The following is a 24,516-nucleotide window of genomic DNA, read 5'->3' on the forward strand; positions in this document are numbered from 1 at the left end:
ATGAGTGCCGTCCTGGACGACATGGACTCCCGCCCCGGGAGTACGACGTCGCTTCTGCGCACCGTCATCGGCCTGTATCTGCGAGATGCCGGCGGGTGGATGTCAGCCAAGGACATGGTGACCCTCATGGAAGCCCTGGGCACCTCCGGAACAGTGACCCGGACGGCCCTGGGACGGCTCCGCAAGAAGGACGTGGTGGTGCAGGAGAACCGCGATGGTGTCCCCGGGTTCACCCTCACCGAGGGCGCTGCAACCATGCTTGCCCGGGGGGATCGCCGGATCTACAACCCGCGCAGCATGTCAGTGTCGGATCCCTGGTGCCTAATCTCCTTCTCCATCCCCGAGACGGAGCGCGAGAAGCGGCATCAGCTACGGCGCAGGCTCCACTGGATCGGCTGCGGTACGGTGGCCGCCGGACTGTGGATTTGCCCTGATTCGCTTCGGGTGGAAGTGGAAGAAATTCTTGCCGACCTTGACCTCCGGAGCATGGCCACGATCTTTGTGGCGGCAACTCCAATGGTGGGTGGCAGCCTTCAGGATGCTGCGTCCAAATGGTGGGACTTGGAAGCGGTAGCTGAGCTGCATAGGGACTTCATTCGTCAGCACACTAACAGCAACAGCAACGGCGAGCTTCCGCGGCATCCCGGTCAAGCCATGGAGCCCTCCCCCGAGGCGTTTGCTACCTATGTCCAGTGCATCGACCGATGGCGGATCATCCCCTACCTTGACCCTGGCCTGCCGTCGGCCTTCCTGCCTGCGGACTGGCCCGGAGCAGAGGGCACTGCCTTGTTCGGCCGGCTCGTCGCCGCCTATGCGGAACCGAGCGCGGAGTTTGTGCGCAACACCTTGCGGGAAACTGCCGGGGCTGCCATTTCCTGATGGCGCACTTAGCCCCCTGACTCCACGCGGGACACGAACCGGAACCTGTCGCCGCGAAATGCACTGCGGGTCCACTCCACTGGCGCGCCGGCCGCATCACGGGCCAGGCGGTGGACCACCAGCAATGGTGCTCCCATTTCGATTCCCAGTAGCCTGACGTCCGCCGGACCGGCGAGGGATGTCTCCACCGTGTCCTCAACGTCGGCCACCTTGACCCCGTAGACGTCCGCCAGAACGGAATACAGCGAGCCCGTCCTGGCCAGGTTGGACTTCAACCGCGGCAGCTTCCCGGGAAGCCAGGCGATCTCATGTGCCAACGGCTCCCCCTCAATTAATCGGATGCGCTCCAGCCGGGTCACCGGGTCACCTTGGTCTACCCCCAGATGGGCGGCGACCTCCGCATCAGATCGAAGGACGTCGAGGGCAACCAGCGTGGAATCCGGCCGCAAGCCCTGGCTCCGGGCGTCATCCGAAAAAGACGTCAGCTGCCGGCCGTGCGTCATCTTTGGGGGCGCCACGAAGGTGCCGTGTCCTTGGATGCGCCCCAGCTTCCCTTCCGCCACAAGCTCGCTGATGGCCTGCCTGACAGTGGTCCGGGAGGTGGTGTACTTTTCGGCAAGGGCGCGCTCGGTGGGAATCAGCGTGCCCGGTTGGAGTCCGGCTATCAGCCCGAGTACCTCGGTTTTCAAGAGGTAGTATTTGGGCGTTGCGTGCTCGACTTCGCTGGACATATTGGCATCCTACTTATGGACAACACCATTGGTCTATGCCAATGTTGATCGAGTTGGTCTGTACCCGCTCCGGAACCGCTTCCGAAGACCGTCACTTATCCGAAAGTTCGCACCCGAAACGAAGGGACGTCAGTTGGAGGAAATACTGCAGTGGAACACCACCAAGTCGGCGGAGATCCTGTGACTCCCGCTGTTCTTGGCCTCCACATAGGCGGCTCCAAGACGCACGCTGTCAGGTCCGATACTGCACACGGCGACGTGGACTCCCAGGGTGGCTCCGGCGTCGAAATCACCGAAGCCAGCGCCAATCTGTCCTCCGTTGGGCACCAAGGCGCCGATGCCGTGCTGCGCCGGATCGCCGCAAGTGTGGGTGGCGGTATCAAGGCTGTATGTGCCGGAGCAGCCGGAGCGGACACCCCGGCAAGTCGTGCAGTTCTCTCCGCCTTGCTCACGGAACATTTCCCCGGCGCCAGGATCGACGTGGTGCATGACACCCGCATTGTGCTGGCGGCAGCAGGCCTCGACGCCGGAGCCGTGGTTGTCGCGGGCACCGGATCGGTGGCGTGGGGCCGGAACCGCGAGGGCCGGGAAGCCCGCAGCGGAGGTTACGGGTACCTGCTGGGCGATGAAGGCGGAGGCTACTCGGTGGTGCGCGACGCAGTCCGCGAGGCACTTCGCGAGTACTATGCGGGGCTGGAACCCGGCACCCTGGTCAGAGCACTCATGGCGGCTACAGCCAATGTGGATGCTTTGCAGCTCATGGACTCCTTCTACGCCAAGCCCGAACCTGACCATTGGGCCGGTTTGGCCCCGCTGGTCCTGGACCTGGCAGCGGAGGGCGATCCTGCGGCGTTGCGTATCCAGGCAGAGGCCGCGCACTCGCTGGCTACGCTTGCCCGACAAGTCATGGGTGAGCTTGGATTGGACCTGCCGTTGGTCATGGCCGGCGCCCTGTTAGTGAATCAGAGCCAGCTCGCCGCGGCCGTGGCACGCAAGATGTCCTTGGAAGATCCGTCCTTGATCCGGATCCTGGCTCAGCCCCCGGTCCATGGTGCAGTGGAATTGGCCCGGCAGCTGGTCCAGGAGTAAGTCAACTGACCCGGGAGTAACCGGGCAGGTGATCGGCGCCGCCAACCGGAGTAGTCTGGATTCATGCCTCTCACGATCGGTGGTTGGTAGCATTGGCGCGGACCAGGCAGCGGTGGCTGCCGGCTCTGTTGATTCCCTTTGCCTTGGCCATTGCAGTGCTGTTTGGCTCGGTCCAAGCCGGCGCCACCGTTTCCCTTCCGCCGAAGACCGCTGAAGAAATCCTGGCCATGATCGCGCGCACCGAGGTGCGGGCGCTTTCCGGCACTGTGGAGCAAACCGCCGAGCTGGGGTTGCCGGAAGTTCCCACATCAGGTCCGGGCATCGCCCCGGGCGCCGTCTCTGCCTTGGAGTTCCTGACCGGGTCCCATAGGGCCAGGGTCTATGTGGATGGACCTTTGCGGGCACGGTTGCAAGTTCTGGACCAGATGGCAGAACGTGACGTGGTCATCAATGGCGGAGATGCCTGGTTCTACAACTCGAGGGACAACAGCGCTACCCATCTGACCGCACCCGCCAAACCGACCGCGCCGGAGAAGTACGAGCCACGCATGCTCCCGCCGGACATGCCGACGCCGGAGGCAATGGCCAGCCGTTTCCTGGCAGCGGTCGATGCCAGTACGGAGGTGACCGCTTCTGAGTCTTCAACAGTGGCGGGACGCAGCGCCTACTCTCTGGTCCTTAACCCACGCAGTACCGATACCCTGGTTGATTCGGTGACCATCGACGTGGACTCCGAGACCGGTTTGCCTCTGGGTGTCGAGGTGCGGGCCAACGGACAGGCCGAACCAGCCTATTCACTCGCGTACACCCAGTTGGACCTTTCCACGCCGGATGCTGAGTTGTTCAATTTCACCCCGCCGCCCGGTGCCACCGTCACTGAGAAGGTATTGCCTGTGAAGCCAGTGCCTTCCATGGCCATGCCGTCCACGCCGGTACCCGATCCTGCTGTAGCGGAACCAGAGGTGCGCGGTCCCGGAGCGTTAGTCACTGGCAAGGGTTGGGATTCCGTGATCTCCCTGCCCGCGGGTTCTGCTCCTGCTGAACTCACCTCCAATCCCCAGCTATCCCAAGCCCTGCAGCCTGTTGGCGGCGGCCGGGCCTTGACGACGTCGCTGCTGAGCGTGTTGATTCTCGACGACGGTAGCGTCTATGCGGGCATGGTGCCTTTGGAACGGCTCCAGTCAGCCGCTGCCGCCCAGTGAACAAACCCCCCACAGCCGCCACTGTTGGTGCAACCGGGCGCGCGAATCCCGTCCGCTCGTCTGATCCCGCCATAGAAACGCACGGACTCGTAAAGCGGTTCGGTCACCGGTCGGCTGTGGATGGCATTGACCTTGAGGTACCCCGCGGCTCCGTGTTCGGCTTCCTGGGACCGAATGGTTCGGGGAAGACCACCACCATCCGGGTGCTGCTGGGCCTGGCCTCGGCAAGCAGTGGTGACATCCGTGTCCTTGGCAAGGAGATGCCTCAAGCTTTGGCTACCGTGCTGCCGGACGTCGGCGCTTTAGTGGAAGGTCCCGGCTTCTACCCTTTCCTTTCGGGGACGGGAAACTTGATGCGCTTGGATGCGGCCGACCGTCATGGGTCGTGGTCAACCAGACGGCAACGTGTGCACGACGCGCTTGAAAGGGTAGGTCTGGGCCACGCCGCCGGCAAGAAGGTCCGCGCTTACTCTTTGGGCATGAAGCAGCGACTCGGCTTGGCGAACGCAATGCTCAGGCCACGGGAGCTCCTGGTTCTGGATGAACCAACCAATGGCCTGGACCCCCAAGGCACCCGTGAAGTCCGTAACCTGGTTCGCTCCCTCGCTGCGGGCGGGGCCACGGTGTTCGTGTCCAGCCACTTGCTTGCCGAGGTGGAACAGATGTGTACCCATGTGGGCGTGATGAGCGCCGGGCGCTTGGTGGCACAGGGGCCCCTGGAGGAGCTGCGGGCGGCCGGGCAGGCACATGTGGTGGTGCAAACGCCCGACGTCGAATTGGCGTCCCGAGTGCTGACGCGGCTCGGCCTGGTCCCCGGTGAAGCGCCGGGAATCGGCAGTCCGTGGGGAACCACCGCAGTGTTGGGCACCGGGATCAATGGGCGCGAGCCGGAGACGATCGTGGCTGCTTTGGTTGCTGAGGGTGTCCGGGTCCGTGGCTTCACCGTGGAGAACGCGAGCCTGGAAGAGCGTTTTGTTTCCCTCACCGGGGAGGGGTTCGACGTTGTCGGCTGAAACTGCTGGTCCGCCCCAAGAGACTGCCGTGCGCCCCGGCATCGGATGGGCGCTCCTGGGCTCTGAATTGTCCGTGCTGTTCAGGCGGCTCCGGACGTGGGCCATGCTGTTCGCCCTCGCCGCCGTACCTGTTTTGATCGCAGTTGCCGTCAAGTTGTCGTCCCGGCCCACAGCTCCTGGCCGCGGGCCACTGTTCCTTGACCGCATCACCCAGAACGGCCTGTTCGTCGCAGTCACGGCCTTGGTGGTGTGCGTTCCTTTGTTCCTTCCCCTCACCGTCGGCGTGGTGGCCGGGGATACCATCGCCGGGGAGGCGAACCTGGGAACCTTGCGATACCTGCTCCTTGCCCCGGCAGGGCGGATTCGCCTGCTGCTGGTGAAGTATGCAGGGGCCGTCGCTTTCTGTTTCGCCGCTACGGCCACCGTGGCAGCGTCCGGCGCCTTGGCCGGCGTCGTACTTTTTCCTGTAGGTCCGGTGACTTTGCTGTCAGGTGACACCATTAGCGTGGGCGAGTCGGCGTTAAGATCGTTGCTGATCGCTGCCTACATCACGGTATCCCTCCTGGGACTCTCCGCAATCGGTCTACTGATCTCCACCTTCACGGACGTGCCGGTGGGCGCCATGGCTGCCACCATCGTGCTCTCTGTGGTGTCCCAGGTGCTCGACAACCTGCCCCAGCTTGAGTGGCTGCACCCGTGGCTGTTCAGCCATCACTGGCTGGGGTTCGCGGATCTGCTGCGGCAGCCCATTTCGTGGACGTCGTTCGGTGAAAACGCCCTCCTCCAAGCCGGGTACATCGCCGTTTGCGGCGCGCTGGCGTACACAAAATTCTCCAACAAGGACGTCTTGTCATAGCTTTGTCGTAGGCTCTTTCCATGGCCAGATTCTTTGATGTGCACCCGGAAGATCCCCAACCACGCGCCATTGGCCAAGTGGTGAACATGCTCCAAGGAGGCGGCCTGATCGCCTACCCTACCGACTCCTGTTACGCGCTTGGCGCACAGATCGGCAACAGGGAAGCATTGGACCGCATCAGGACCATCAGGCAGTTGGACGACAAACACCACTTCACCCTGGTGTGCAAGGACTTCGCCCAGATGGGGCAGTTCGTGATGTTGGACAACGATATCTTCAGGAGCATCAAGGCCGTCACGCCCGGCAGCTACACGTTCATCCTCCCGGCAACCCGTGAGGTTCCCAAGCGGCTCCTGCACCCCAAGAAGAAAACCGTGGGTGTGCGCATCCCGGATCATCGGGTGGTCCAGGCGCTCTTGGCCGAGCTGGGCGAGCCCTTGCTCTCCAGCACGCTCCTGCTGCCGGATGAGGAAGAACCGTTGACCCAGGGATGGGAAATCAAGGAGCGCTTGGACAACCAGGTGGATGGCGTCATCGATGCCGGCGACACCGGCTCAGAACCAACCACCGTGATCGACTTTTCCAGCGGCGTGGCCGAGGTTGTGCGGTACGGAACCGGCGATCCCTCGCGCTTCGAATAGGCGCCTTACCGTCATTGGCAGTCACTTGAATTGAAAGCGGCACCCGGAATTCAGGGCGACTTGTGCAACGCCAGTCATTTCCAGTGCCAGGGCTGACGGCTGGGGCGACACAGGCTGTGGCGGGTAGGCCATGAAAATAGACAGTTGGCGGTTGCCATCGGCGCTGCTGATGGCAATGCTTCCGTACCCTGGAATGTCGCCTGCATGGCCGTAGTAGAAGCCGTTGGTGCAGCGGTCATCCCAGTGGTCCAGGCCGAGGCCATAGTCGGCAAACACGGTGCCCTTCATGGCAATGAGGCTCGCCGGGGACAACAACTGTCCCCTTAGCAGCGCGGCTTGGAAGACCAGGATGTCCTCCACTGTGGATACCAGACCTCCGTTGGTGATCCCGTTGGAGATCCCCTCCGGGAGCCCGGTGCCGGTAACGTCCACGGTTTCTCCCTCCAACTGGACATATCCGTGGATGACGTCATCGGGGACAGTGGAGTTCGCAATCAGGAACTCCGTGGATTGGAGGTTCAAGGGCGTCAGGACGTCCGTTCGCAACACAGCCCCCAGCGGCGCACCTCGAAGCTGCTCCACTACCCGGCCCAGCAGGGCATCAGCATTGAGCGCCGCGGCGGGCAGGTCAGCGGCACGTACGTCAGCGGCGTCGCCAAGAAGCTGGCGGATCGTCACGGGACTATTTGCCGTGAGGGCGCCGGGGAGGTACGCGGTGACGGGGTCGTCCAAACCCAGCCGGCCCTCTTCCACGAGCTTCATCACGGAGACAGCCAAGAAGGTCCGGAACAGTTCACCCACAGGGAAACGGTCACCCGACTGTACAGCGGCCTGTCGCTCCCGGCTCAAGACTCCTTCCGCGAGCATCCATTCCTGCTGGCCTACCTTGGCTTTGATGAGGACGGCAGACGCCCCTTCTTCGAGCTTCTCCCGCGAGAAGAGCTCCAGAGTGGCGCGGAGCTCCTGGAACGCAGGGGTGGTTGCAACGCTTTCCGTGGGCGCCGGAGAAGTGGTGAGCGTGGGTGCGGCAGGAGGGAGCGGCGTCGAAGCTTGAGCAGTTGTTGCCGGCGGGGGCGCCATGGCGGTGGTGGGCTGAACCGGCTGCGGTTCGGGGGTTTCGGTGCACGCGCTGAGGAAGAATCCGCTGAGCGCCACTGCGCTGGCAAGCCAGCCGCATGCGAGGGCGGTAGTCGGTATCCCTCTCGCTGGACGTCGCGGCATACGTACTCCCGCTGCTGGTTCTGCGGCCTACTCCTCCGGTGTGCGTGCCCGGCTCGGCTGCACGCGCATGGGTTCGCCCGGCATCTTGGGGAATTCCGGTGGGAAGGGCATTTCACCCTGACCGTTCTTGACGTCGCGCTCCCACCACTTGAGCAGAACGTCGATGTCACCGGGGTGATGGTGCATGGATTCCCAAGGGTCGCCTACTTTAGCCAATCGATCCGGAACTGTCTTGATGGTGTATTTCGCAGGATCGGCGCTCTCCAGTTCGTCCCACGTCAACGGGCAGGACACCTGGGCCGTAGGTACGGCACGTGGACTGTATGCCCCGGCAATGGTCCGATCCCTGTTGGCTTGATTGAAGTCCACGAAAATCCTGGTCCCGCGTTCTTCTTTCCACCAGGCCGTAGTGACCTTCTCCGGCATTCGCCGCTCCAACTCGCGTCCAGCGGCGATCACGGCGTGGCGTACGTCGAGGAATTCATGCTTGGGATGGATAGGTGCATACACGTGGAGTCCCCGGTTGCCGGAGGTTTTGATGAACGCCGTGAGTCCGGCTTCTTCCAGCACGGAGCGCAGTTCCAGCGCAGCCGGGATGGCATCGTCGAAGTCTGTGCCGGGTTGGGGATCCAAGTCGATCCTGAGCTGGTCGGGATTGTCGGGATCGTTGGCCCGGGATGCCCAGGGGTGGAACACCACTGTGTTCATTTGCGCGGCCCACACGGCAACGGCTGGCTCGTCGATCACCAGCTGGGGGTGTGAACGTGCGCTGGGGTAGGTCACGGGCACTGAACGGACGTACTCCGGGGCGCCTTTGGGCGGATTCTTGGAGAAGAACATCTCGCCCTCGATGTTCCCCGAGTAGCGCTGGAGGCTGATCGGCCGGTTCCCGTTTGCCGTCACGAAAGCCTCGCCGACGTCGATGAGGTAGTTGGCAAGGTCCAGCTTGGTCAGTCCGGCTTCAGGCCACATCACCCGGCTTGGACTCGAAATCCTGACCTCGCGGGGGCCGTCAGGACCAGGGACAGTCACGGTGGTTGCTTCGCTCGCCATGGCCACAAGCTACCGCGTTTAAGCCTTGCGCGTCAGCACCCGATGCGTTTTGGTGTCGTGGGCAATGATGGATGCATGCCAAACATTGAAACATCCGTGACCATCGCCGTCGGTGAAACCGAAGTGTCAGCCCTTCACATTCGGCCCCCGATGCCCTTCGCTAACCTTGTTGTGGCACACGGGGCGGGAGCCGGAATGGAACACCCGTTCCTGGAGGGTTTCGCTGGGGCAATGGCAGACGAAGGCGTGTCCACGTTGCGGTTTAACTTTCCTTACCGGGAGGCTGGCCGGCGTTTTCCGGACCGCCCGCCGCTGGCCATCGCTACATGGCGGGCAGTGATGGACAAAGCAGCTGAGCTAGCCCAAGGCGAACCCCTTTGGGCAGCGGGTAAATCCTTTGGTGGACGTATGGCTTCCATGGCAGTGGCCGAGGGCATGCCCGCAGGGGGTTTGGTGTACCTCGGTTATCCGCTCCACGCACCCGGCAAGCCGGAGAAACTGCGGGATGAACACCTCTACGGCGTCACTGTGCCCATGCTCTTCCTCCAAGGAACACGCGATACGTTCGCTACGCCGGAACTGCTGGAGGCAGTGGTGGCGAAGATAGGCCCGACGGCGACACTCCAGTGGAGTGAGGGCGGTGACCATTCGTTCGCGGTCAAGGGCCTGAAACGTGGGGCGGCCGAGGTTGGGGCGTCGCTTGCCCCGGCGGTTGCTGCTTTCCTGCGGGCAAACGCCTAGGCCTGCTTCGGCAGAGGTTCGTGGCGAAGGAAGGACCGGCGAAAACGGCCCGTGCCTGCAGTGAGGGCACGAAGTTCTATCGCGTACCGCAGGAGCTCCTGGTCCGGCACTTCGGCGCTGATTTCCGTTCCTTCACCCTCAGCGGCGGTAGTGCCGGTCACACGACCCCGGCGTCCGGACATATCACTCATCACCGCGCCCACGAATTCGTCGGGAACGCTGATGACAACGGATGAAACGGGTTCCAGCAGCTGGATCCTGGCGCTGGCCGCAGCTTCCCTCAGGGCCAACGCCCCGGCCGCCTGGAAGGCTGCGTCGGAGGAGTCCACGCTATGGGTTTTTCCACCTACCAGCGTCACCTTGATGTCCACCACCGGGAATCCGGCTGAGACACCCTTCAGCATTTGTGAGCGGACCCCCTTCTCGACGGATGTGACAAACGTCCCGGGGATTGCCCCGCCCACGATCTTGTCGGTGAACTCAAAACCCTCACCGCGAGCCAGTGGCTCCACCTCAATGTCACAGATGGCGAATTGTCCATGGCCGCCGGATTGCTTGACGTGCCGCCCATGTCCGGTTGCCTTGGTGGCAAAGGTTTCCCTGAGGGGCGTGATGACATCCACGGTCTGGAGTTTGACGCCCTGGCTCCGCAGCCTGTCCAGGACAACCTCGGCGTGGGCCTCCCCCATGCACCACAGGATGAGCTGGTGCGTGTCCTGGTTGCGTTCCAAACGAAGCGTCGGATCGGCAGCTGCCACCTTTCCGATGCTCTTGGCCAGAGCGTCCTCATCACTGCGCGATGCCCCTTCAATCGCTACAGGCATCAAAGGCTCGGGCATGTTCCAGGTTTCGATGAGCAGCGGCGCCTCACGGTCCGAGACCGTGTCGCCCGTCTCCGCGCTTGCCAGCTTGCTGATGGCGCAGATGTCACCGGCAAGGCACTGCGGAATGGCTTTCAGGCTCGAACCCACGGGCGAATAGAGATGGGTGATGCGTTCATCGGCGTCGTGGTCCTCGTGCCCCCGGTCCGCCAAACCCTTGCCACCGATATGGATCGAAGAGTCTTCCCGCAGGGTCCCTGAAAAGACCCGCACCAAGCAGACACGGCCGAGGAATGGATCTACGGTGGTTCGCACTACTTCTGCGGCAAGTCGTCCGGCCGGGTCACACGGCAAGGGCTTCAGTGAGGAGCCGTCGAGTTCCATCACCGCCGGGGCGATGCGTTCCAACGGCGATGGCAAAGCATCCGTCAACAGTGCCATCAGTTCCGGAAGTCCCAGGCCTGTTTCGGACGACGTCGGTATCACCGGGAAGAAGCTGCCCCGTGCCACTGCAGTTTCAAGATCGTCGATGAGGTCCGCGAGGGGCAGTTCTTCACCGCCAAGGTACCGGTCCATGAGGGTTTCATCTTCGCTTTCGGCGATGATGCCTTCGATGAGGGGTCCCCTGGCTGCTTCGACGTCCGAAGCCGGCTCCAGGTCCCCATTCTCAGTGCTGTCGGGATTCTCAGTGCCGTGGACCACGCCGATGAGTCCGGCGTTGCCCACGGCTGGGAGATACAGCGGGAGGACAGCCTCACCGAACGCTTCCTGGCAACGCACGACGGCGGCACTGAAGTCAGCGCGCGGATGGTCCAGTTTGCTGACTACCACCGCACGCGGCATTCGGATCTTCTCGCACTCGCCCCACAACGCAATAGTGGCACCGTCAATGCCATCAGCAGCCGACACAACGAAAAGGGCCGCATCCGCGGCCCTCAACCCAGCGCGCAGTTCGCCGGTGAAGTCGGTGTAGCCGGGGGTGTCGATCAGGTTGACCTTGATGTCCCCCACAAGAATCGGCGCTACGGACAACGTGACTGAGCGTTGCTGATGGATCGCGGAGAGGTCCGAATCACTGACAGTGGTGCCTTCGCTGATGGAGCCCATGCGGGTGATGGCACCTGTTGCGGCCAGTAAGGCTTCCACCAGCATCGATTTGCCCGCACCCGAATGTCCCACGAGTGCCACGTTCCGGATTTTTGCTGGATCGCTGGCGGCGAGGGCAGCTCCATTGTCACCGCGCCTGGTATCGGCTGCGCCAGGTCCGGTTCCCTTTGCTGTTTCTCGCGTGCCCTTCGCGGACATGGGTACCTCCTGGTGTTTGTATCCCGGCACCGTGTCCGAACGCATCCAGTTCGAACGTTAAAGAGGATTGGACACCCTGAGGCGACCACAGGGCAAGGCCTCGCGGCGACGAAAGCCGGACAATCGCCGTCGGGCTTCTTTACCGCCTGTCAACTACCGCATTAAACGGTCAGCAGCCCCCACAGCAACCACACCGATCCTACGGTGCATCCGGCGATCACCGCCGTGAATCCGGTCAGCCAGACGAACGCCGGGACGCCCGTGGTGCGGCCAAGAATGAAGGCATCAGAGGCCGCCAAGCGGTCGCGGCGTCGGGTGTGCACGCCGGCAAGTTTGAACAGATCCCGAACACCGCCCACGGACAGGGCGACGCCGAGCGCCAGGACTACATAGTTGACTACCGTGGGCGTCGCGAACAGGATCAGGAGCTGCGCGGTTGCAGCGCTCAACACAGCGACAAGGATGCCCGTGAGGTTCCTCAGGAAGATGAGAGAAACCAGCAGGATCAATGCCCCGATGGACATGGCGGCGCCGGACCGGCCCGCGGCAAAGGCAGCGATCAGGCACAAACCAACCACAGCCGGCGCAGGATAGCCCCAAAACCCGGACCAAGCTGCCCCGAACGCGCTCCGGCCACTGCTGACAAGGCGCCCCGAATGGTCGAGGCCGATCCGGAGCCCATGGACAAAGCGCCCAGTCATGAGTGCGGCGTAGGCATGCCCCAGCTCATGGACGAAAGTGACGTAGAGGCCGAACCACCTCCACGTTGCGCGAGGGATGCTCAGCACGACGGCGCACGCGAGGATGCCCAGCAGGGCCGGTAGGGGCACGGCGGTGGTGTGCGTGTCGGTGAAGCCGCGGACCACCGCTTCCCACCAGTTTTGCGCGAAATTCACAGCACCGTCGACTGAAGGCGGGAATGCAGGCCGGCGATGAGTATCTCGAGTCCGAAGTCGAAAGCTGCCTCGCCTCGCTCACTGGTGGGTCCTGCGTGAGCCAAGGCGCTGGTGAGGGCGGGGTACCCCTGCGCCGGTGGCGCCCAGACGACGTCGGGAGCTGCCAGGTCCAGCGCGAAGCCCAGGGCGAAGCTGTCTATGGTGGAAATTGCTGACATTACGTCCCGCCCGCGGAATCCCGCGGCTTCGAGGGCCACTGCCAGGTTCTCGTAGAGGGCCATGACCTGTGCGTCCTGAACGGTTTGGAGGACCAGCAGGGGCGCGAGTTTTGGATGGCGGGCAAAGGCGTCTCGATAACTCCGGACAATCGCGCGAAGTGACGCCTCCCAATCTTGCTCGTCCTCCAGGATGTAGGGGCTCTCGGAGATGATCCGGCCACGCATGAGCTCGAGGATCTCCTCCCGCCCGCTGACATGGTTGTAGATGGAGGACTGGCTCACGCCGATCCGCTTGGCAAGTTTTGGCAGGCTGAAGTCCCCTGCCTCGTCCACCAGTTCAAGGGCAGCGGTGACGAGTGCATCAATCGATATCAGCGGGACCAGCGGGCGTGCCATACGGGTGTCTCCATTCAAGGTTGTTGTTACGACTCTAGCCAGAAGTTTGCGTCGAGGTATTGTGCGCGGGGTCACAAGGACTTACGATAAACGAAAGCCTTTCGCTTAAGTTCGGCTTCTCCTGAAAACTCCCCTCCCCAAACCCCCCAGAGGATCCCCATGTCTGACCTCGAAACCCGACCTCCGGCAGCAGACGCCGGGAATGGGCTCAAGCGCAACGCCATAGGCACCGGCGGCATCGCCTTCCTGGTGATCTCCGCGGCAGCCCCTCTCACCGTTATGGCCGGCGTGGCACCTGTAGCCATCGGCGTTGGGGGCATAGGCGCCCCCATGGGCTACGCCATTGCCGGAGCGGTCCTGCTGGTCTTCGCCGTCTCCTTCATGGCCATGACCAAACACGTCAAAGCCGCTGGCGGCTTCTACACCTACATCACCTTGGCCATGGGCAAAACCGTGGGCCTGGCCTCAGCCATCCTGGCGATCGTTTCCTATAACTGCCTGCAAATCGGCGTCTACGGACTGTTCGCCGTCCAGACCCAAGCCATGCTCCTCGCACTCTTTGGCTTGGACGTGCCCTGGCCTGCCGTCGCTTTGGTTGCCATTGCGGCCGTCTGGTTCCTGGGATACCGGGGCATCGATGTTGGCGCGAAGGTCCTTGGCGTCCTGCTCATCGCCGAGACTGCGATCCTGGCCATCATGGGCTTCGGAATCCTTGCACGTGGCGGCGCTGAAGGCATCAGTTTCGCCTCCTTCTCCCCCGAGCATGCCTTCACGCCGGGTGTCCTGGCCATCCTGGCTATCTGCTTTGCTGCCTTCATGGGCTTCGAATCCACCGTGCTGTACCGTCGCGAAGCGCGTAATCCGGACAAGTCCGTCCCCCGGGCAACCTACATCGCAGTGGGTTTCATGTCCGTGTTCTACGCCTTCATTGTGTGGACCGTCATCCAGGCCTACGGCGATGGAAACGTGGTTGTTGCCGCCGGGGAGCTGGCCGATGGAATGTTCTTTGCCACCATCAACCAGTACGTGGGCCCGTGGGCGGAAGTCGTCATGTACGTGCTGATCGTGACCAGCGTTTATGCCTCCCAACTGGCTTTCCACAACGCCATCAACCGCTACGTGTACATGCTCGCCAAAGACGGTGTGCTCCCCGCGTTCCTCGGCAGGACGCACCCCAAGTACAAATCACCGCACCGTGCAGGGCAGATCCAGACCATTCTTGCCGCCGTCGTCATCAGCATTTGTGCCATCGCCGGTGCGGATCCCTACAAGCAGCTGCTCATCTGGGTCAACACGCCGGGCATCTTCGGGATCGTGGCCCTGCAGGGCCTGGTGTCGGTAGCTGCATTCATCTACTTGCGGCGTAACCCCGCCGCGGCCACGCACCGTTTGCTCATCCCCCTGAGCGTGACCTCGGCCATCCTGCTGTTCGGCGTGGTGGCACTGATCGCCATCAACATCGAACTCCTCACCTTTGCCGATGCGCTGACCAACACCATCTTGCTCCTGGTCGCGCCCGTTGTTTTCCTTGCCGGCCTATTGATTGCCCGCAGGCTGCGCACCACCCGCCCCGACGTCTTTGCCCGGATTGGAAGCTTTGAAAACCATGACTCCTGACCTCATCGTCCTTGCCGACACCATTCACACGATGGATGAGCGACACCAGGACCAGTCGGTCCAGGCCGTCGCCGTCAGCGGCGGGTTGATCACCGCCGTCGGCAGCCGCCAAGACGCCAAGGACTGGCAACAGGCGGACACACGGGTGGTGGACCTCGGTAACGCGACGCTCACGCCCGGATTGGTGGACTGCCATATGCACCCGGTGTTCGGCTTGGACCTGACAATCGGCGTCGACCTTGCCGGCGCTACGTCGCTGGATGAAGTCCTCACATTCCTGCGCGCAGAAGCAGCAAACGACGGCGGCTGGTTGCGCGGATGGGGACTGAACCCGAACGCATTCGGAACTGTACCGTTGCACCGCAGTGTGCTGGACACCGTCACCGGCGACCAGCCCGCGCTTATTCGCTTGTTCGATGGTCATTCGGCATTGGCAAACAGCCGCGCCCTGGAACTGGCCGGAGTCCATGGCCGGTTCGAATTCGACCAAGCCTCTGAGGTGGTCTGCGACGCGGACGGCGTTCCCACGGGGCTCCTGCTCGAAGCTGCGGCCATGGAATTGGTGCAGCGGCACATCCCGCAAGAGTCCTTCGCCCAACGCAAAACGCGACTCGCGGAGCTCCTGCGGGATTTCGCCCGCTCGGGCCTGACGGGCGGCCACATCATGGACCACAGCGAGGAATCCACCGCGCTCTTCCAGGCATTGGAGGCGGACGGCGAACTCCCGCTGCGGCTTCGGGCCGCGCCGTGGTGCATGCCGGGCAGTGGTGAAGCCGAATGGAAAGAGCTGGCCCGCAGCATCGGAACCGGGGGCCGGCGCTGGTCCATTGAGGCCATTAAGCTCTTCGTCGATGGCACCGTGGACAACGGAACAGCCTGGCTCTACGAACCCGATATTCACGGCCAATCCACCGCACCGTTCTGGCCGCGGCCCGAGGAATACTCCGCCGCCGTCCGGTACTTTGCCTCCCGCGGAATTCCCACAGCCACACACGCTATCGGCGATGCCGGGGTGGCCCATGTGTTGGAGGCCTTGGAATCGCTGCGAAACAACGTTCCTGCCGACATCCTGCACCGAACCGTCCACAGGATCGAGCACATTGAAACAGTGCCCGATGAGCTGGTGGCACGCTTCAAGGGCGCAGGCGTGGTGGCCAGCATGCAGCCGACCCATTGCACCCACTACTCACTTGCCGATCACAGCGACAACTGGTCTACGCGCCTTGGCTCGGAGCGGGCGGACCGGGCATGGCGCTGCCGTGATCTTCGCGACGCCGGAGTGACTCTGGGTATCGGCTCTGACTGGCCGATCGCGCCCTACGAGCCGCTTCCAATCATCGCGGACGCCCAGTTGCGCCGTCGTTCGGGGAATCCGGAGCAGGAGCCCATCACACCGGCCCAAGCCCTCACAGCGCTCCAAGCTCTGGAGGGATACACCTCCCACGCAGCGAAAGCTGCAGGCCAGTGGGACGTTTCGGGCTCCATCACCGTGGGCAAGCGCGCCGATTTCACGGCGTTCGAGCTCGATCCCCTGACCACTGCCCCGGACGAATTCGCAGCAGGCAGCGTGCTGGGGACGTTCGTGGACGGGGAAATCCAATTCATGTTGGAGCGCCAGGCTTAGCCGGCCTTTCCGGGGTCGAGCGGCTACATCCTGTTCTTCGTCCTGGCCGTGGCCGGTGCGGTCCACGGGTCTTCGGGCCAGGGATGCCTGGGGTAACGCCCACGCATCTCGGCCCGAACCTGGGAGTAGGGACCGGACCAAAAAGAGGCGAGATCGTCCGTGACGGCCAGCGGCCTTCCTGCCGGGGATAGCAAGTGAAACAGCACGGGGACCCTACCCTCCACGAGACGCGGCGTGCGGTCCCAACCGAAGCATTCCTGAAGCTTGACCGCCACAACGGGGCGGCCGTCGTCGTGACCACCGCTGCTGCTGTCCGAAACCTCGGGGTATTCGATCCGGACACGCGAACCACTCGGCACCGCCAAGCGCTCCGGCACGAGGTCTTCGAGCCGGGCAGCCTCCGGCCATGGGAGCAGGCGCCTCAAAGGGTCGACGAGGTTGATGGAACTCACCGGGGCGCCGGCGGCAATCGCTTCCAGCTCAGGGCCCAGCCAGTCCTCCAGCGTGGACAGAAGCGCGGCTTCGCGGACGTCGGGCCAGGGACTTCCGAGCACGCGGTGCAGCAATGCAAGGCGGCGGCGCAGGGCATCAGCTGCGGTCGACCAGCCGATCATGGACAAACCTGCCTTCGCCAACGCCGCGGAAACGGCAGGACGCCCGGACTCGGCGCTGGGACGGATGGGCGTCGAGGACAAGACGATGGCTCCCATACGGCGCTCCAGCCTGGCCATTACCCGGCCTTGGTCAAACTTCGCCTGCACCGTCTCCGTGAGGAGATCCGGCGCGGCAGCTTCCGCCATTTCAAGCGACAAGGGCGCGGCGGAACGGATGACCGCGCCGGTGCTGGCGGCATCACGTCCCTGGGCGCGCGACACCTCGGCAACCGCGAGCCAATCGTGCCCGGACAGTGAACTGCCAGTGGGGAGCCCGGCCCGCGTCCCTGACGAGAGCAAGTACGTGGTGGATCCATCGCCGGGTACACGCCTGGCCACGCGGTCAGGGAAAGCCAACGCCACCACAAAACCGGGCGCTTCCCTCGCCGTGATACCGGCAGACGGTTTGGGATGCACGACGGCGGCAACCTCCTGCCGTACCCGCGTCTCCTTCTGTATCAGCGACTCCATCCGCCTGACGTCTTCCGCGAAACGTCGGGCGCCCGGATCCGATCCGGAACGCAGCGCCGTAAGCAGCTTCGTGAGGTCGGCGCCGGGTGCCCTTTGATCGCCGGCAACGAGTGCTACTGTTTCAGCCGCTGCGCGTTGGCCCACAACAGCCGATCCATCCAACAAAGCGCGGGCAAGCCGGGGGTCGGCTGGGATGCGCGCCAGGGTCTTACCCGCGGCCGTGACTGTTCCGTCGCGTGTAACAGCACCCAGTTCGCGGAGGACCTCCACGGCATCGTTCATAGCCGCGGCTGGTGGTGCGTCCGGCAGCTGCAATCCTGAACCGCCGGGCGCGCCCCAGCAGGCAAGGACCAAGGCAGCGCTGGTGAGGTCTGCAACGGAGATTTCGGGGGTCTGATGTGCCGGAGCTGCAGCATAGGCTTGCTGGTCATAGCAGCGAACCACCGTGCCCGGTCCTTGTCTCGCTGCGCGACCGGCGCGTTGATCTGCCGAAGCACGCGAACAGGAGACGGTCACAAGGCCGGACATTCCGCGGCCGGCGTCCCGTCGTGGTTCCCTTGAAAGGCCGGAATCGATGACCAATCGTACGCCGGGAACGGTCAGGGACGATTCAGCCAACGATGTGGACACAATGATCCGGGGCAGCCCGCCGGGTTCACGGCCGGATACGGCCCGGTCCTGGGCTTCCGGCCCTATCTGTCCGTGCAGCTCGAGCACCTCCACACCTTGTGGCAGCTGACCGCGAAGACGAGTGGCGACGTCGGAAACTTCCCGGGCTCCCGGGAGGAAAACCAGTGCGTCTACCTCGGGATTCCGGCTCAGGGCCACTGCGTGGGATGTCGCGGCCGTCTGGGCCACATGATCAAGGAAACCTCGGGATACACCGCGGGTATCCAGTCGATGCTCCCGGGCCGGAGCCCACTGGACCTCCAACGGGTACAGCGCGGAAGGGCAGCCGACGACGGGAGCCGGCCCACCGCCGTCGAGCCCTGTCCCGAGCAACTCTGCGAAACGCGGGGCGTCGAGGGTTGCCGACATGGCCACCAGCGTGAGGTCACCGCGCAACTCACGAACCTCCGCGAGCATGCCGACCAGGAGATCCGTTTCGAGTCCACGTTCGTGGACCTCATCCAGGACCACGGCGTGGACGTCTTCAAGGCCGGGGTCAGCCAGAAGACGTCGAAGGAGAATGCCTGGCGTGACGAATTCGACTACGGTGTCCTGGCTGACTTTGCTTTCACCCCGGACGGTATAGCCCACCCTGCCACCCAGGCCGCTTCCGTCCAGCGCGGCCAGGCGGCGTGCGGCTGAGCGGGCGGCCACACGCCGTGGTTGAGTGACGACGACGCGTGGCTGGCCCGGGTTCTGTTCGGACACGAGATTGGCGAGCAGGGGCGGAACCAGTGTGGTTTTTCCTGTGCCGGGCGGCGCCTGGACTACTGCCGTTCCGCCGACTCCTGTGCCGCCGTCGCCTTGGTTTTGCAGGGCTGTAGCAAGCTTGGCGAGGGATTCCGCAAAGACCAGCCCCGTGCCGATGGTGTCCAGTCTGAAAGTCACCAGACCATTGTCCCTGCTGCATGGTGCAGGAAGGCCACGCCCCATTAACGTGGGCGTGGCCTTTCTCATGATGCTGCTCTTGGAGTGCTGTGCATCTAGCCGATAGTGGAGGCGTCGATGACAAAGCGGTAGCGGACATCGGAGGCAAGAACGCGTTCGTAGGCATCGTTGATCTTGCTGGCCGGAATGACCTCGATCTCGGCGCCAAGGCCGTGCTCCGCGCAGAAGTTCAGCATTTCCTGGGTTTCGCGGATGCCGCCGATCGCGGAGCCGGCAAAGCGGCGGCGACCCATAATCAGCGAGAACACGTTAACCGGAAGTGGCTCGGCGGGCGCGCCAACGTTGACCAGCGTGCCGTCGAGCGTGAGCAGCTGCAAGTAGGCGCTGATGTCGATGGAAGCACTGACAGTGTTGATGATGAGGTCGAAGGTGCCGGCGAGCTGTTCGAACGTGGCGGGGTCGCTTGTGGCGTAATAATGGTCCGCGCCCAACTTGAGACCGTCCTCCATCTTCTTCAGCGACTGCGAGAGCACTGTTACCTCGGCACCCATGGCGTCGGCGATCTTGACGGCCATGTGGCCGAGCCCGCCAAGGCCGACGACGGCAACCTTCTTACCGGGACCGGCGCCCCAGTGGTGCAAAGGCGAGTAGGTAGTGATGCCGGCGCACAGCAACGGTGCGGCGACGTCGAGGTCCAAACCTTCCGGGATGGTGACGACGAAGTCCTCATTCACCACGACGCTGCTGGAGTACCCGCCCTGCGTGATGGTGCCGTCGCGGTCAACGGCGCCGTAGGTGCCTACGTTTCCCTGAAGGCAGTACTGCTCCTCACCGGCAAGGCAGTTCTTGCACTCCTTGCAGGAGTTCACCATGCAGCCGACGCCGACACGGTCGCCCACCTTGTGCTTGGTGACATCGGAGCCAACCCCGGTGACGATGCCGGCGATTTCGTGGCCCGGGGCCAAGGGGTACTGCTGCGGGCCCCAGTCACCGCGAACAGTGTGGATGTCCGAGTGGCAGATGCCGGCGAACTTGATATCGATGTGGACGTCGTTCGGACCGACCTCGCGACGTTCTATGGTGGTCAGGGTCAGGTCGCCCGTGGCCGAGGGGGCAGCGTAAGCGTTAGCGGTAGGCATGTTTCTCCTGCGTGGTGAACGTTGTTGGATGTTTCCATCTAACCTCCTTTCCCTGAGTGAAAGGAGTTACTGCTGTTAGGGGTAATGACAGGGACTCCCTTAGCGGGCCAAAGGTCATACCGTTGAAGCATGGACAACCGGACAGAGACGCGCGATTTCCTCTCCACGCGACGGGCGAAGATCACGCCTGAGCAAGCGGGATTGGCCGCCTATGGCGGCAACCGCCGCGTACCGGGCCTCCGCCGCGGCGAAGTTGCCATACTGGCCGGAGTCAGCGTGGAGTACTACACGCGCCTGGAGCGGGGAAATCTCGCAGGCGTCTCGGAAAGCGTGTTGGAATCCCTGGCGAACGCCCTGCAACTCGACGACGCCGAACGCGCCCACTTGTACGACCTTGCCCGCGCAGCGAGTGAAGGTGGTAGGTCACGACGCCGGCCGGTGCGGAAGCAGGTCATCCGGCCTGGCGTGCAACTCACCCTCGATGCGATCAGCGGCTCCCCTGCCTTTGTCCGCAACGGCCGCCTGGATCTCCTGGCAACAAACGCCCTGGGGCGTGCTTTGTACTCAGACATTTACGACAGTCCGGCCGGGCCGCCCAATCATGCCCGTTTCCTTTTTCTCGATCCGCGCAGCCGGGATTTCTACACAGATTGGGAACGGGCGGCTAACGACACAGTGGCCATTATGCGCACCGAGGCGGGCCGCGATCCCTACGACCGGGGCCTCAGCGATCTGGTGGGTGAACTGTCCACGCGCAGCGAGGAATTCCGGGTTCGTTGGGCATCCCATAACGTGCGCCAGCATTACACCGGGAAGAAGCACTTCCGGCATCGGATAGTTGGCGATCTGCATTTGTTGTACGAAGCCCTTGAACTGTCCGCCGATGCCGGTTTGACCCTAACGGTCTACAACGCGGAACCCGGCACGGGTACGGCGGATGCCCTGCAGCTGCTCGCAAGCTGGGCCGCGACGACCCTCGCCATTCCTGAGGATGCCGGGGACCTCCGAAACATTCACAACAAGTAATCCAGCCATCAACTTCTACTCATTCGTCAACTTCACGCCGGAGGGCAAACGCTTCACGTCACCGACGGGGTCTGCTTGGTGCAGGCGCGCGGTGGTGAGGTGCAAGTGGTCCAGCATGGCGTCGTCTCGGAGCCGTCTGTGAGGCACGCGGTTTCCCACATGGCCAGGAGACTCATGAAGTGGTCCGGAGCCGCGCCGTGCCAATGCCATTCGCCGGGCGGCGTGTAGACGGTCTGGCGCTGCCCACGCTGTAGGCGTCCGACGCCAGCATTTTCCGTTGGTTACCGCCGGATGCCCTCTTCTTTGCCGTCATACAGGAGGGTCATTGCAGAGGAGCTAATAATGTCAGAGCTCCATGACAGGGTTGGTTTATGGGAGCAATCGGGCAGGTCGTGGCACGGCGGGCGGGTTCGCCGCGCGCCGATGCGCTGCTGCGTCAGCGATCCCTGGGCGTCCCTGTCCGGACGGCCACATTGAGGGGTTCGACGGCGGCCGACACTTTCGCGGGTAGCCCTCGAGGCGCTGGGCTGCTTCCCGGATTGGAGTCTTTGAGCGGCTTACCGGAGTTCAGCGCCGGTGACGGCGTGAACTCCTTGGGCGCTGCGCCTGGTTTGCCTTTAGTCTTGGCGGCCGACATCAAGCGCAGAGCAAGTCTGATCGAAGCCAGCCGGCCTTCACCCAGTGCTGTGGGCGAGCCGCTTGAGCAGGCGAGCGAAGCCTTGGGGTTGCTTCGTGAATCCGTAGTCCATGAGGCGCGGTTGTTTGGTTTTGTTGAGGCTGCCGATTTCGCGGGCAGGGTCGAGGAGATCTCCCGGTCGTTGGAGTACTTGCAGGTCGTCGCGGCGCAGGCGGTGGAACGGACCCGGAAAGAAGCACAGCAAGCGTCGCCGGGGGCGTCAGCGTTCGGGGCCGGGCCGGGATGGCGGACGGGCTGGACTGAACCAGAGACAGGATCCGACGCGGGGCCAGCATCCGACGTCGGGCCAGGATCCGAGGTGGGGCCAGGACCCGAGGTGGCGCCGGTTTCCGTTGGTGAAGCACGCTCCATAAGCGCAGGATCTTCCGTGGGCGGGGCAGGTTCCGTGACCGGTATGGAGTCAGTAACTGAGGCCGGTTCCGTAGTCGGTGCGGGTTCCGGAGGACGGGCCGCCGATTCAACAGTGAGTCCTTTGGATGACGGGTACCGGACTGCCGCTGAGTTCCTTCGGGCCCGGTTGCGGATCAGCATCGGTGAAGCCCGGCGCAGGCTCGCCCTCGCCCCCGACGTCCTGCCCCAGACGGGAATGGCCGGGCAACAGATCCCGGCCCGGCGCGAAGTCCTGGCCGACGCCCTGGCCTCAGCCCTGGTACCGTCCAGGTCCGCGACGATCATCAGCGCCGCCCTGGACAATGTTCGGCAACTCACCGATGAGGACACCATCACGCGGATGGAACACGCCCTCACCACCACCGCGAGGGAATCCGACCCGGACTTCGTCACCAAAATGACCAAACGCTGGACCGACAGGATCGACCAGGACGGTACCGAACCATCCGAGGAAGTCCTCCGCCAACTCCAAGGCGCGTTCCTCCGCCGCCGACGCCGCCACGGACTCCACCACCTCGAAATCTTCGCCACCGCCGAACAATACGAAACCCTCACCACCGCCATGAACACCGCCACCAACCCACGACTCACCACCGGCAACAATCCCACCGGCAGCAATCCCACCGGACCAGAACACAGACCAGGCAAACCGGACCTGGACCGCCGCAGCCGGGCCCAGAAACTCCTCAACGGCCTCGTCGGAGCCTGCGCCCTGGCGATGACCACCGGGAAACTGCCCTCCAACGGCGGACTCCGACCCCAACTCACCGTCACCATCGACCACCGCGACCTCTTCGAACAAGTCAACGACCACCAACGACTCAGCACCGGCACAGCAACCTTCACCGGCCCCATTCACCGGAACACCATCCGCAAAATCGCCTGCGACGCCGACATCATCCCCGTCCTGCTCGGCAGCGACTCCCGCGTCCTGGACATCGGCCGCACCACCCGGATCTTCCCACCCCACATCCGCAAAGCCATCACCGCCCGCGACGGCGGCTGCGCCTTCCCCGACTGCACCATCCCAGCACCCTGGTGCGAAGCCCACCACACCACCTACTGGTCCCACGGCGGCACCACATCAACCAACAACGGCACCCTGCTCTGCAGCCACCACCACCACCTCATCCACAAAGAAAACTGGCGCATCGACATCACCACCGGAGTCCCCTGGTTCATCCCCCCACCCCACCTCGACCCCCAACAAACACCACGACGCAACCACCACCACACACCCCAAAGAACATAGAAATGTCGTGATTTGTCAGCTCTGCTGGTCTGCCAATTCTGCGATCTTCCGCTCCAGCGCGCTCCGTTCGGCGGCGTTCGAACACAGGCTGAGTGCTTCGACGAGGGCTGCCTTGGCCTCCACGAGACGGCCCAGCCGGGCAAGGAGTTCGCCTCGCACTGTCTGCACGAGGTGTGAGCCATGCAGCCCACCCCTCTCTGCAAGGGCTTCCACGAGGTGAAGCCCTACGGCCGGACCCGGGGCTGGCCGCCGCAGCCGTCGAAAGTGCCGCCCGCCCCCGGCGTATCGCCGACTGGTCCCACCGATGACGTCGGACTCTTCGCGGGTGAACCTTTCGAGTGCCCGGTCATGGACCAGTTCCGGCCGCGATAAGGGCATCCCGGGGCGCCGCAACAAGGATCCCCCGGATACGTCCGGGGGATCCTTATGCGGACGGCTTTCGCGCAGTGGTCTTAGCGCCCGCCTCCTCCGATGACACCGGCTTCAACGGCTTTGGTCACGGCATCAGCTTCGGCTTGTGTGAGCTTGCCGTCCGTGACCGCCTTGTCCAGCTTGGTCTTCAGGGCCGCGGAACGTTCAAGTTGGCCCGCGGCTCGAATTTCTTCCAGTGCAGCGGTGACCTTGGCTTCGTCTACGCCCAATGCTTCAGCGAGCGACTTCGCCAGGGCGGCATCCTGTGCCGTACGGTCCGGCTTGGTTCCTTCCGCTCCTTCGGCGGGCGGCGTGGTGGGTTTGTTTGCCTCACGGAACGCCTTCAAGGCTTCGGTGACCTTGCCCTCGTCCACACCGAGCTTGGTGGCCAATTCAGCTGCTATTTGTCCCCGATCGCGTCCGTGCCCGCCAGGCTTTCCCCCACGATCTGAGGGGGTGGTTGCATCCCCGGACGACGTGGTGCCAGGGGTCGACGTAGCGCTCGGCGACGGCGTGGTGGCCGCCGTCGCGATGCTGGTTGCACCAAGTCCTGCGCCTAGTGCCAGAGCTCCGGCTGCCATGCCCAGGCTGATTCTCTTGATTTTCAACATATGCCT

The 24,516-nt window shown here is 63.7% G+C and carries 23 protein-coding genes; 12 read left to right on the plus strand and 11 right to left on the minus strand.

Annotation, left to right across the window (positions count from 1 at the left end; all coding sequences use genetic code 11):
* On the plus strand, positions 1-879 hold the full coding sequence (locus AC6CH8_RS03760) for a PaaX family transcriptional regulator (protein WP_498188689.1): 879 nt from the start codon (positions 1-3) through the stop codon (positions 877-879).
* Between the two features lie 8 nt (positions 880-887).
* Here the strand turns inward: AC6CH8_RS03760 and AC6CH8_RS03765 are convergent, their stop codons facing one another.
* Positions 888-1,610: a GntR family transcriptional regulator gene (locus AC6CH8_RS03765; protein WP_498188691.1), complete on the minus strand. Its 723-nt coding sequence runs from the start codon at positions 1,608-1,610 to the stop codon at positions 888-890.
* A gap of 150 nt (positions 1,611-1,760) precedes the next feature.
* Here AC6CH8_RS03765 and AC6CH8_RS03770 point away from each other — a divergent pair, with 150 nt between their 5' ends.
* The 5 genes from AC6CH8_RS03770 to AC6CH8_RS03790 all read left to right on the plus strand — a co-directional run bounded on the left by AC6CH8_RS03770 (position 1,761) and on the right by AC6CH8_RS03790 (position 6,411).
* Positions 1,761-2,699: an N-acetylglucosamine kinase gene (locus tag AC6CH8_RS03770; RefSeq protein WP_498188693.1), complete on the plus strand. Its 939-nt coding sequence runs from the start codon at positions 1,761-1,763 to the stop codon at positions 2,697-2,699.
* A gap of 92 nt (positions 2,700-2,791) precedes the next feature.
* Positions 2,792-3,901 carry a LolA family protein gene (locus AC6CH8_RS03775; protein ID WP_498189236.1) on the plus strand — a complete coding sequence of 370 codons (1,110 nt, stop codon included), beginning with the start codon at positions 2,792-2,794 and terminating at the stop codon, positions 3,899-3,901.
* Positions 3,898-4,914, plus strand: a complete 1,017-nt coding sequence (locus tag AC6CH8_RS03780) for an ABC transporter ATP-binding protein (protein ID WP_498188695.1) — start codon at positions 3,898-3,900, stop codon at positions 4,912-4,914. The genes AC6CH8_RS03775 and AC6CH8_RS03780 overlap by 4 nt, the downstream gene beginning before the upstream one ends.
* Positions 4,904-5,770 (plus strand): ABC transporter permease, encoded by an 867-nt coding sequence (locus AC6CH8_RS03785; RefSeq protein WP_498188697.1) that lies wholly within the window; start codon positions 4,904-4,906, stop codon positions 5,768-5,770. The genes AC6CH8_RS03780 and AC6CH8_RS03785 overlap by 11 nt, the downstream gene beginning before the upstream one ends.
* Before the next feature lie 20 nt (positions 5,771-5,790).
* Positions 5,791-6,411 carry an L-threonylcarbamoyladenylate synthase gene (locus AC6CH8_RS03790; RefSeq protein WP_091467290.1) on the plus strand — a complete coding sequence of 207 codons (621 nt, stop codon included), beginning with the start codon at positions 5,791-5,793 and terminating at the stop codon, positions 6,409-6,411.
* A gap of 21 nt (positions 6,412-6,432) precedes the next feature.
* On the opposite strand, the gene AC6CH8_RS03795 is transcribed toward AC6CH8_RS03790, so the two are convergent.
* Positions 6,433-7,632 carry a serine hydrolase domain-containing protein gene (locus AC6CH8_RS03795; protein WP_498188699.1) on the minus strand — a complete coding sequence of 400 codons (1,200 nt, stop codon included), beginning with the start codon at positions 7,630-7,632 and terminating at the stop codon, positions 6,433-6,435.
* Positions 7,633-7,659: 27 nt separating this feature from the next.
* On the minus strand, positions 7,660-8,685 hold the full coding sequence (ligD, locus tag AC6CH8_RS03800) for a non-homologous end-joining DNA ligase (RefSeq protein ID WP_420181053.1): 1,026 nt from the start codon (positions 8,683-8,685) through the stop codon (positions 7,660-7,662).
* 75 nt (positions 8,686-8,760) lie between these two features.
* Between ligD and AC6CH8_RS03805 the strand changes: the two genes are divergently transcribed.
* The gene (locus tag AC6CH8_RS03805; RefSeq protein ID WP_498188701.1) at positions 8,761-9,426 is read left to right on the plus strand and encodes an alpha/beta hydrolase family protein; all 666 of its coding nucleotides are present in this window, start codon (positions 8,761-8,763) and stop codon (positions 9,424-9,426) included.
* Here AC6CH8_RS03805 and AC6CH8_RS03810 read toward each other — a convergent pair.
* From AC6CH8_RS03810 to AC6CH8_RS03820, 3 genes are all read right to left on the minus strand, one after another.
* Positions 9,423-11,552, minus strand: coding sequence for an elongation factor G-like protein EF-G2 (locus AC6CH8_RS03810; RefSeq protein ID WP_498188703.1), 2,130 nt, complete (start codon positions 11,550-11,552; stop codon positions 9,423-9,425). The two genes, AC6CH8_RS03805 and AC6CH8_RS03810, sit on opposite strands and share 4 nt — an antisense overlap.
* Positions 11,553-11,713: 161 nt before the next feature.
* On the minus strand, positions 11,714-12,448 hold the full coding sequence (locus AC6CH8_RS03815) for a M50 family metallopeptidase (protein ID WP_498188705.1): 735 nt from the start codon (positions 12,446-12,448) through the stop codon (positions 11,714-11,716).
* Entirely contained in the window at positions 12,445-13,062 is a 618-nt protein-coding gene (locus AC6CH8_RS03820) for a TetR/AcrR family transcriptional regulator C-terminal domain-containing protein (protein ID WP_498188707.1), read from the minus strand. Before AC6CH8_RS03820 ends, AC6CH8_RS03815 begins: the two co-directional genes overlap by 4 nt.
* A 159-nt stretch (positions 13,063-13,221) precedes the next feature.
* Here AC6CH8_RS03820 and AC6CH8_RS03825 point away from each other — a divergent pair, with 159 nt between their 5' ends.
* A complete protein-coding gene (locus AC6CH8_RS03825; RefSeq protein ID WP_498188709.1) occupies positions 13,222-14,679 on the plus strand; it encodes an APC family permease in 1,458 nt (485 codons plus the stop codon).
* Positions 14,669-16,303, plus strand: coding sequence for an amidohydrolase (locus AC6CH8_RS03830; protein WP_498188710.1), 1,635 nt, complete (start codon positions 14,669-14,671; stop codon positions 16,301-16,303). Before AC6CH8_RS03825 ends, AC6CH8_RS03830 begins: the two co-directional genes overlap by 11 nt.
* Positions 16,304-16,326: 23 nt before the next feature.
* Here the strand turns inward: AC6CH8_RS03830 and hrpB are convergent, their stop codons facing one another.
* Positions 16,327-19,029, minus strand: a complete 2,703-nt coding sequence (gene hrpB / locus AC6CH8_RS03835; RefSeq protein ID WP_498189238.1) for an ATP-dependent helicase HrpB — start codon at positions 19,027-19,029, stop codon at positions 16,327-16,329.
* 50 nt (positions 19,030-19,079) lie between these two features.
* Entirely contained in the window at positions 19,080-20,123 is a 1,044-nt protein-coding gene (locus AC6CH8_RS03840; protein ID WP_178992999.1) for an NAD(P)-dependent alcohol dehydrogenase, read from the minus strand.
* Between the two features lie 129 nt (positions 20,124-20,252).
* Here AC6CH8_RS03840 and AC6CH8_RS03845 point away from each other — a divergent pair, with 129 nt between their 5' ends.
* Positions 20,253-21,149 carry a helix-turn-helix transcriptional regulator gene (locus AC6CH8_RS03845; protein ID WP_498188712.1) on the plus strand — a complete coding sequence of 299 codons (897 nt, stop codon included), beginning with the start codon at positions 20,253-20,255 and terminating at the stop codon, positions 21,147-21,149.
* 15 nt (positions 21,150-21,164) lie between these two features.
* Here AC6CH8_RS03845 and AC6CH8_RS03850 read toward each other — a convergent pair whose 3' ends face one another.
* A complete protein-coding gene (locus tag AC6CH8_RS03850) occupies positions 21,165-21,296 on the minus strand; it encodes a hypothetical protein (RefSeq protein WP_279586727.1) in 132 nt (43 codons plus the stop codon).
* A 224-nt stretch (positions 21,297-21,520) separates the two neighbouring features.
* Here AC6CH8_RS03850 and AC6CH8_RS03855 point away from each other — a divergent pair, with 224 nt between their 5' ends.
* Positions 21,521-23,488 (plus strand): HNH endonuclease signature motif containing protein, encoded by a 1,968-nt coding sequence (locus AC6CH8_RS03855; RefSeq protein ID WP_498188714.1) that lies wholly within the window; start codon positions 21,521-21,523, stop codon positions 23,486-23,488.
* A 15-nt stretch (positions 23,489-23,503) separates the two neighbouring features.
* Here AC6CH8_RS03855 and AC6CH8_RS03860 read toward each other — a convergent pair whose 3' ends face one another.
* Positions 23,504-23,656, minus strand: a complete 153-nt coding sequence (locus AC6CH8_RS03860; RefSeq protein ID WP_498188716.1) for a hypothetical protein — start codon at positions 23,654-23,656, stop codon at positions 23,504-23,506.
* 12 nt (positions 23,657-23,668) lie between these two features.
* On the opposite strand from AC6CH8_RS03860, the gene AC6CH8_RS03865 reads away from it, so the two are divergent.
* Positions 23,669-23,860, plus strand: coding sequence for a hypothetical protein (locus tag AC6CH8_RS03865; protein ID WP_498188718.1), 192 nt, complete (start codon positions 23,669-23,671; stop codon positions 23,858-23,860).
* A gap of 80 nt (positions 23,861-23,940) precedes the next feature.
* On the opposite strand, the gene AC6CH8_RS03870 is transcribed toward AC6CH8_RS03865, so the two are convergent.
* Positions 23,941-24,510 (minus strand): hypothetical protein, encoded by a 570-nt coding sequence (locus AC6CH8_RS03870; RefSeq protein WP_498188719.1) that lies wholly within the window; start codon positions 24,508-24,510, stop codon positions 23,941-23,943.
* Positions 24,511-24,516: the final 6 nt, after the last annotated feature.

This window comes from Paenarthrobacter sp. GQ52 (assembly GCF_059759005.1).

Bases quoted from the DNA above. Each gene is read 5' to 3' on its own strand.
- AC6CH8_RS03825 (WP_498188709.1), top strand. From the start codon at position 13,222: ATGTCTGACCTCGAAACCCGACCTCCGGCAGCAGACGCCGGGAATGGG.
- AC6CH8_RS03870 (WP_498188719.1), bottom strand. From the start codon at position 24,510: ATGTTGAAAATCAAGAGAATCAGCCTGGGCATGGCAGCCGGAGCTCTG.
- AC6CH8_RS03760 (WP_498188689.1), top strand. From the start codon at position 1: ATGAGTGCCGTCCTGGACGACATGGACTCCCGCCCCGGGAGTACGACG.
- AC6CH8_RS03865 (WP_498188718.1), top strand. From the start codon at position 23,669: ATGCAGCCCACCCCTCTCTGCAAGGGCTTCCACGAGGTGAAGCCCTAC.
- AC6CH8_RS03790 (WP_091467290.1), top strand. From the start codon at position 5,791: ATGGCCAGATTCTTTGATGTGCACCCGGAAGATCCCCAACCACGCGCC.
- ligD (WP_420181053.1), bottom strand. From the start codon at position 8,685: ATGGCGAGCGAAGCAACCACCGTGACTGTCCCTGGTCCTGACGGCCCC.
- AC6CH8_RS03840 (WP_178992999.1), bottom strand. From the start codon at position 20,123: ATGCCTACCGCTAACGCTTACGCTGCCCCCTCGGCCACGGGCGACCTG.
- AC6CH8_RS03855 (WP_498188714.1), top strand. From the start codon at position 21,521: ATGGGAGCAATCGGGCAGGTCGTGGCACGGCGGGCGGGTTCGCCGCGC.
- hrpB (WP_498189238.1), bottom strand. From the start codon at position 19,029: ATGGGGCGTGGCCTTCCTGCACCATGCAGCAGGGACAATGGTCTGGTG.
- AC6CH8_RS03765 (WP_498188691.1), bottom strand. From the start codon at position 1,610: ATGTCCAGCGAAGTCGAGCACGCAACGCCCAAATACTACCTCTTGAAA.
- AC6CH8_RS03845 (WP_498188712.1), top strand. From the start codon at position 20,253: ATGGACAACCGGACAGAGACGCGCGATTTCCTCTCCACGCGACGGGCG.
- AC6CH8_RS03805 (WP_498188701.1), top strand. From the start codon at position 8,761: ATGCCAAACATTGAAACATCCGTGACCATCGCCGTCGGTGAAACCGAA.
- AC6CH8_RS03830 (WP_498188710.1), top strand. From the start codon at position 14,669: ATGACTCCTGACCTCATCGTCCTTGCCGACACCATTCACACGATGGAT.
- AC6CH8_RS03810 (WP_498188703.1), bottom strand. From the start codon at position 11,552: ATGTCCGCGAAGGGCACGCGAGAAACAGCAAAGGGAACCGGACCTGGC.
- AC6CH8_RS03820 (WP_498188707.1), bottom strand. From the start codon at position 13,062: ATGGCACGCCCGCTGGTCCCGCTGATATCGATTGATGCACTCGTCACC.
- AC6CH8_RS03795 (WP_498188699.1), bottom strand. From the start codon at position 7,632: ATGCCGCGACGTCCAGCGAGAGGGATACCGACTACCGCCCTCGCATGC.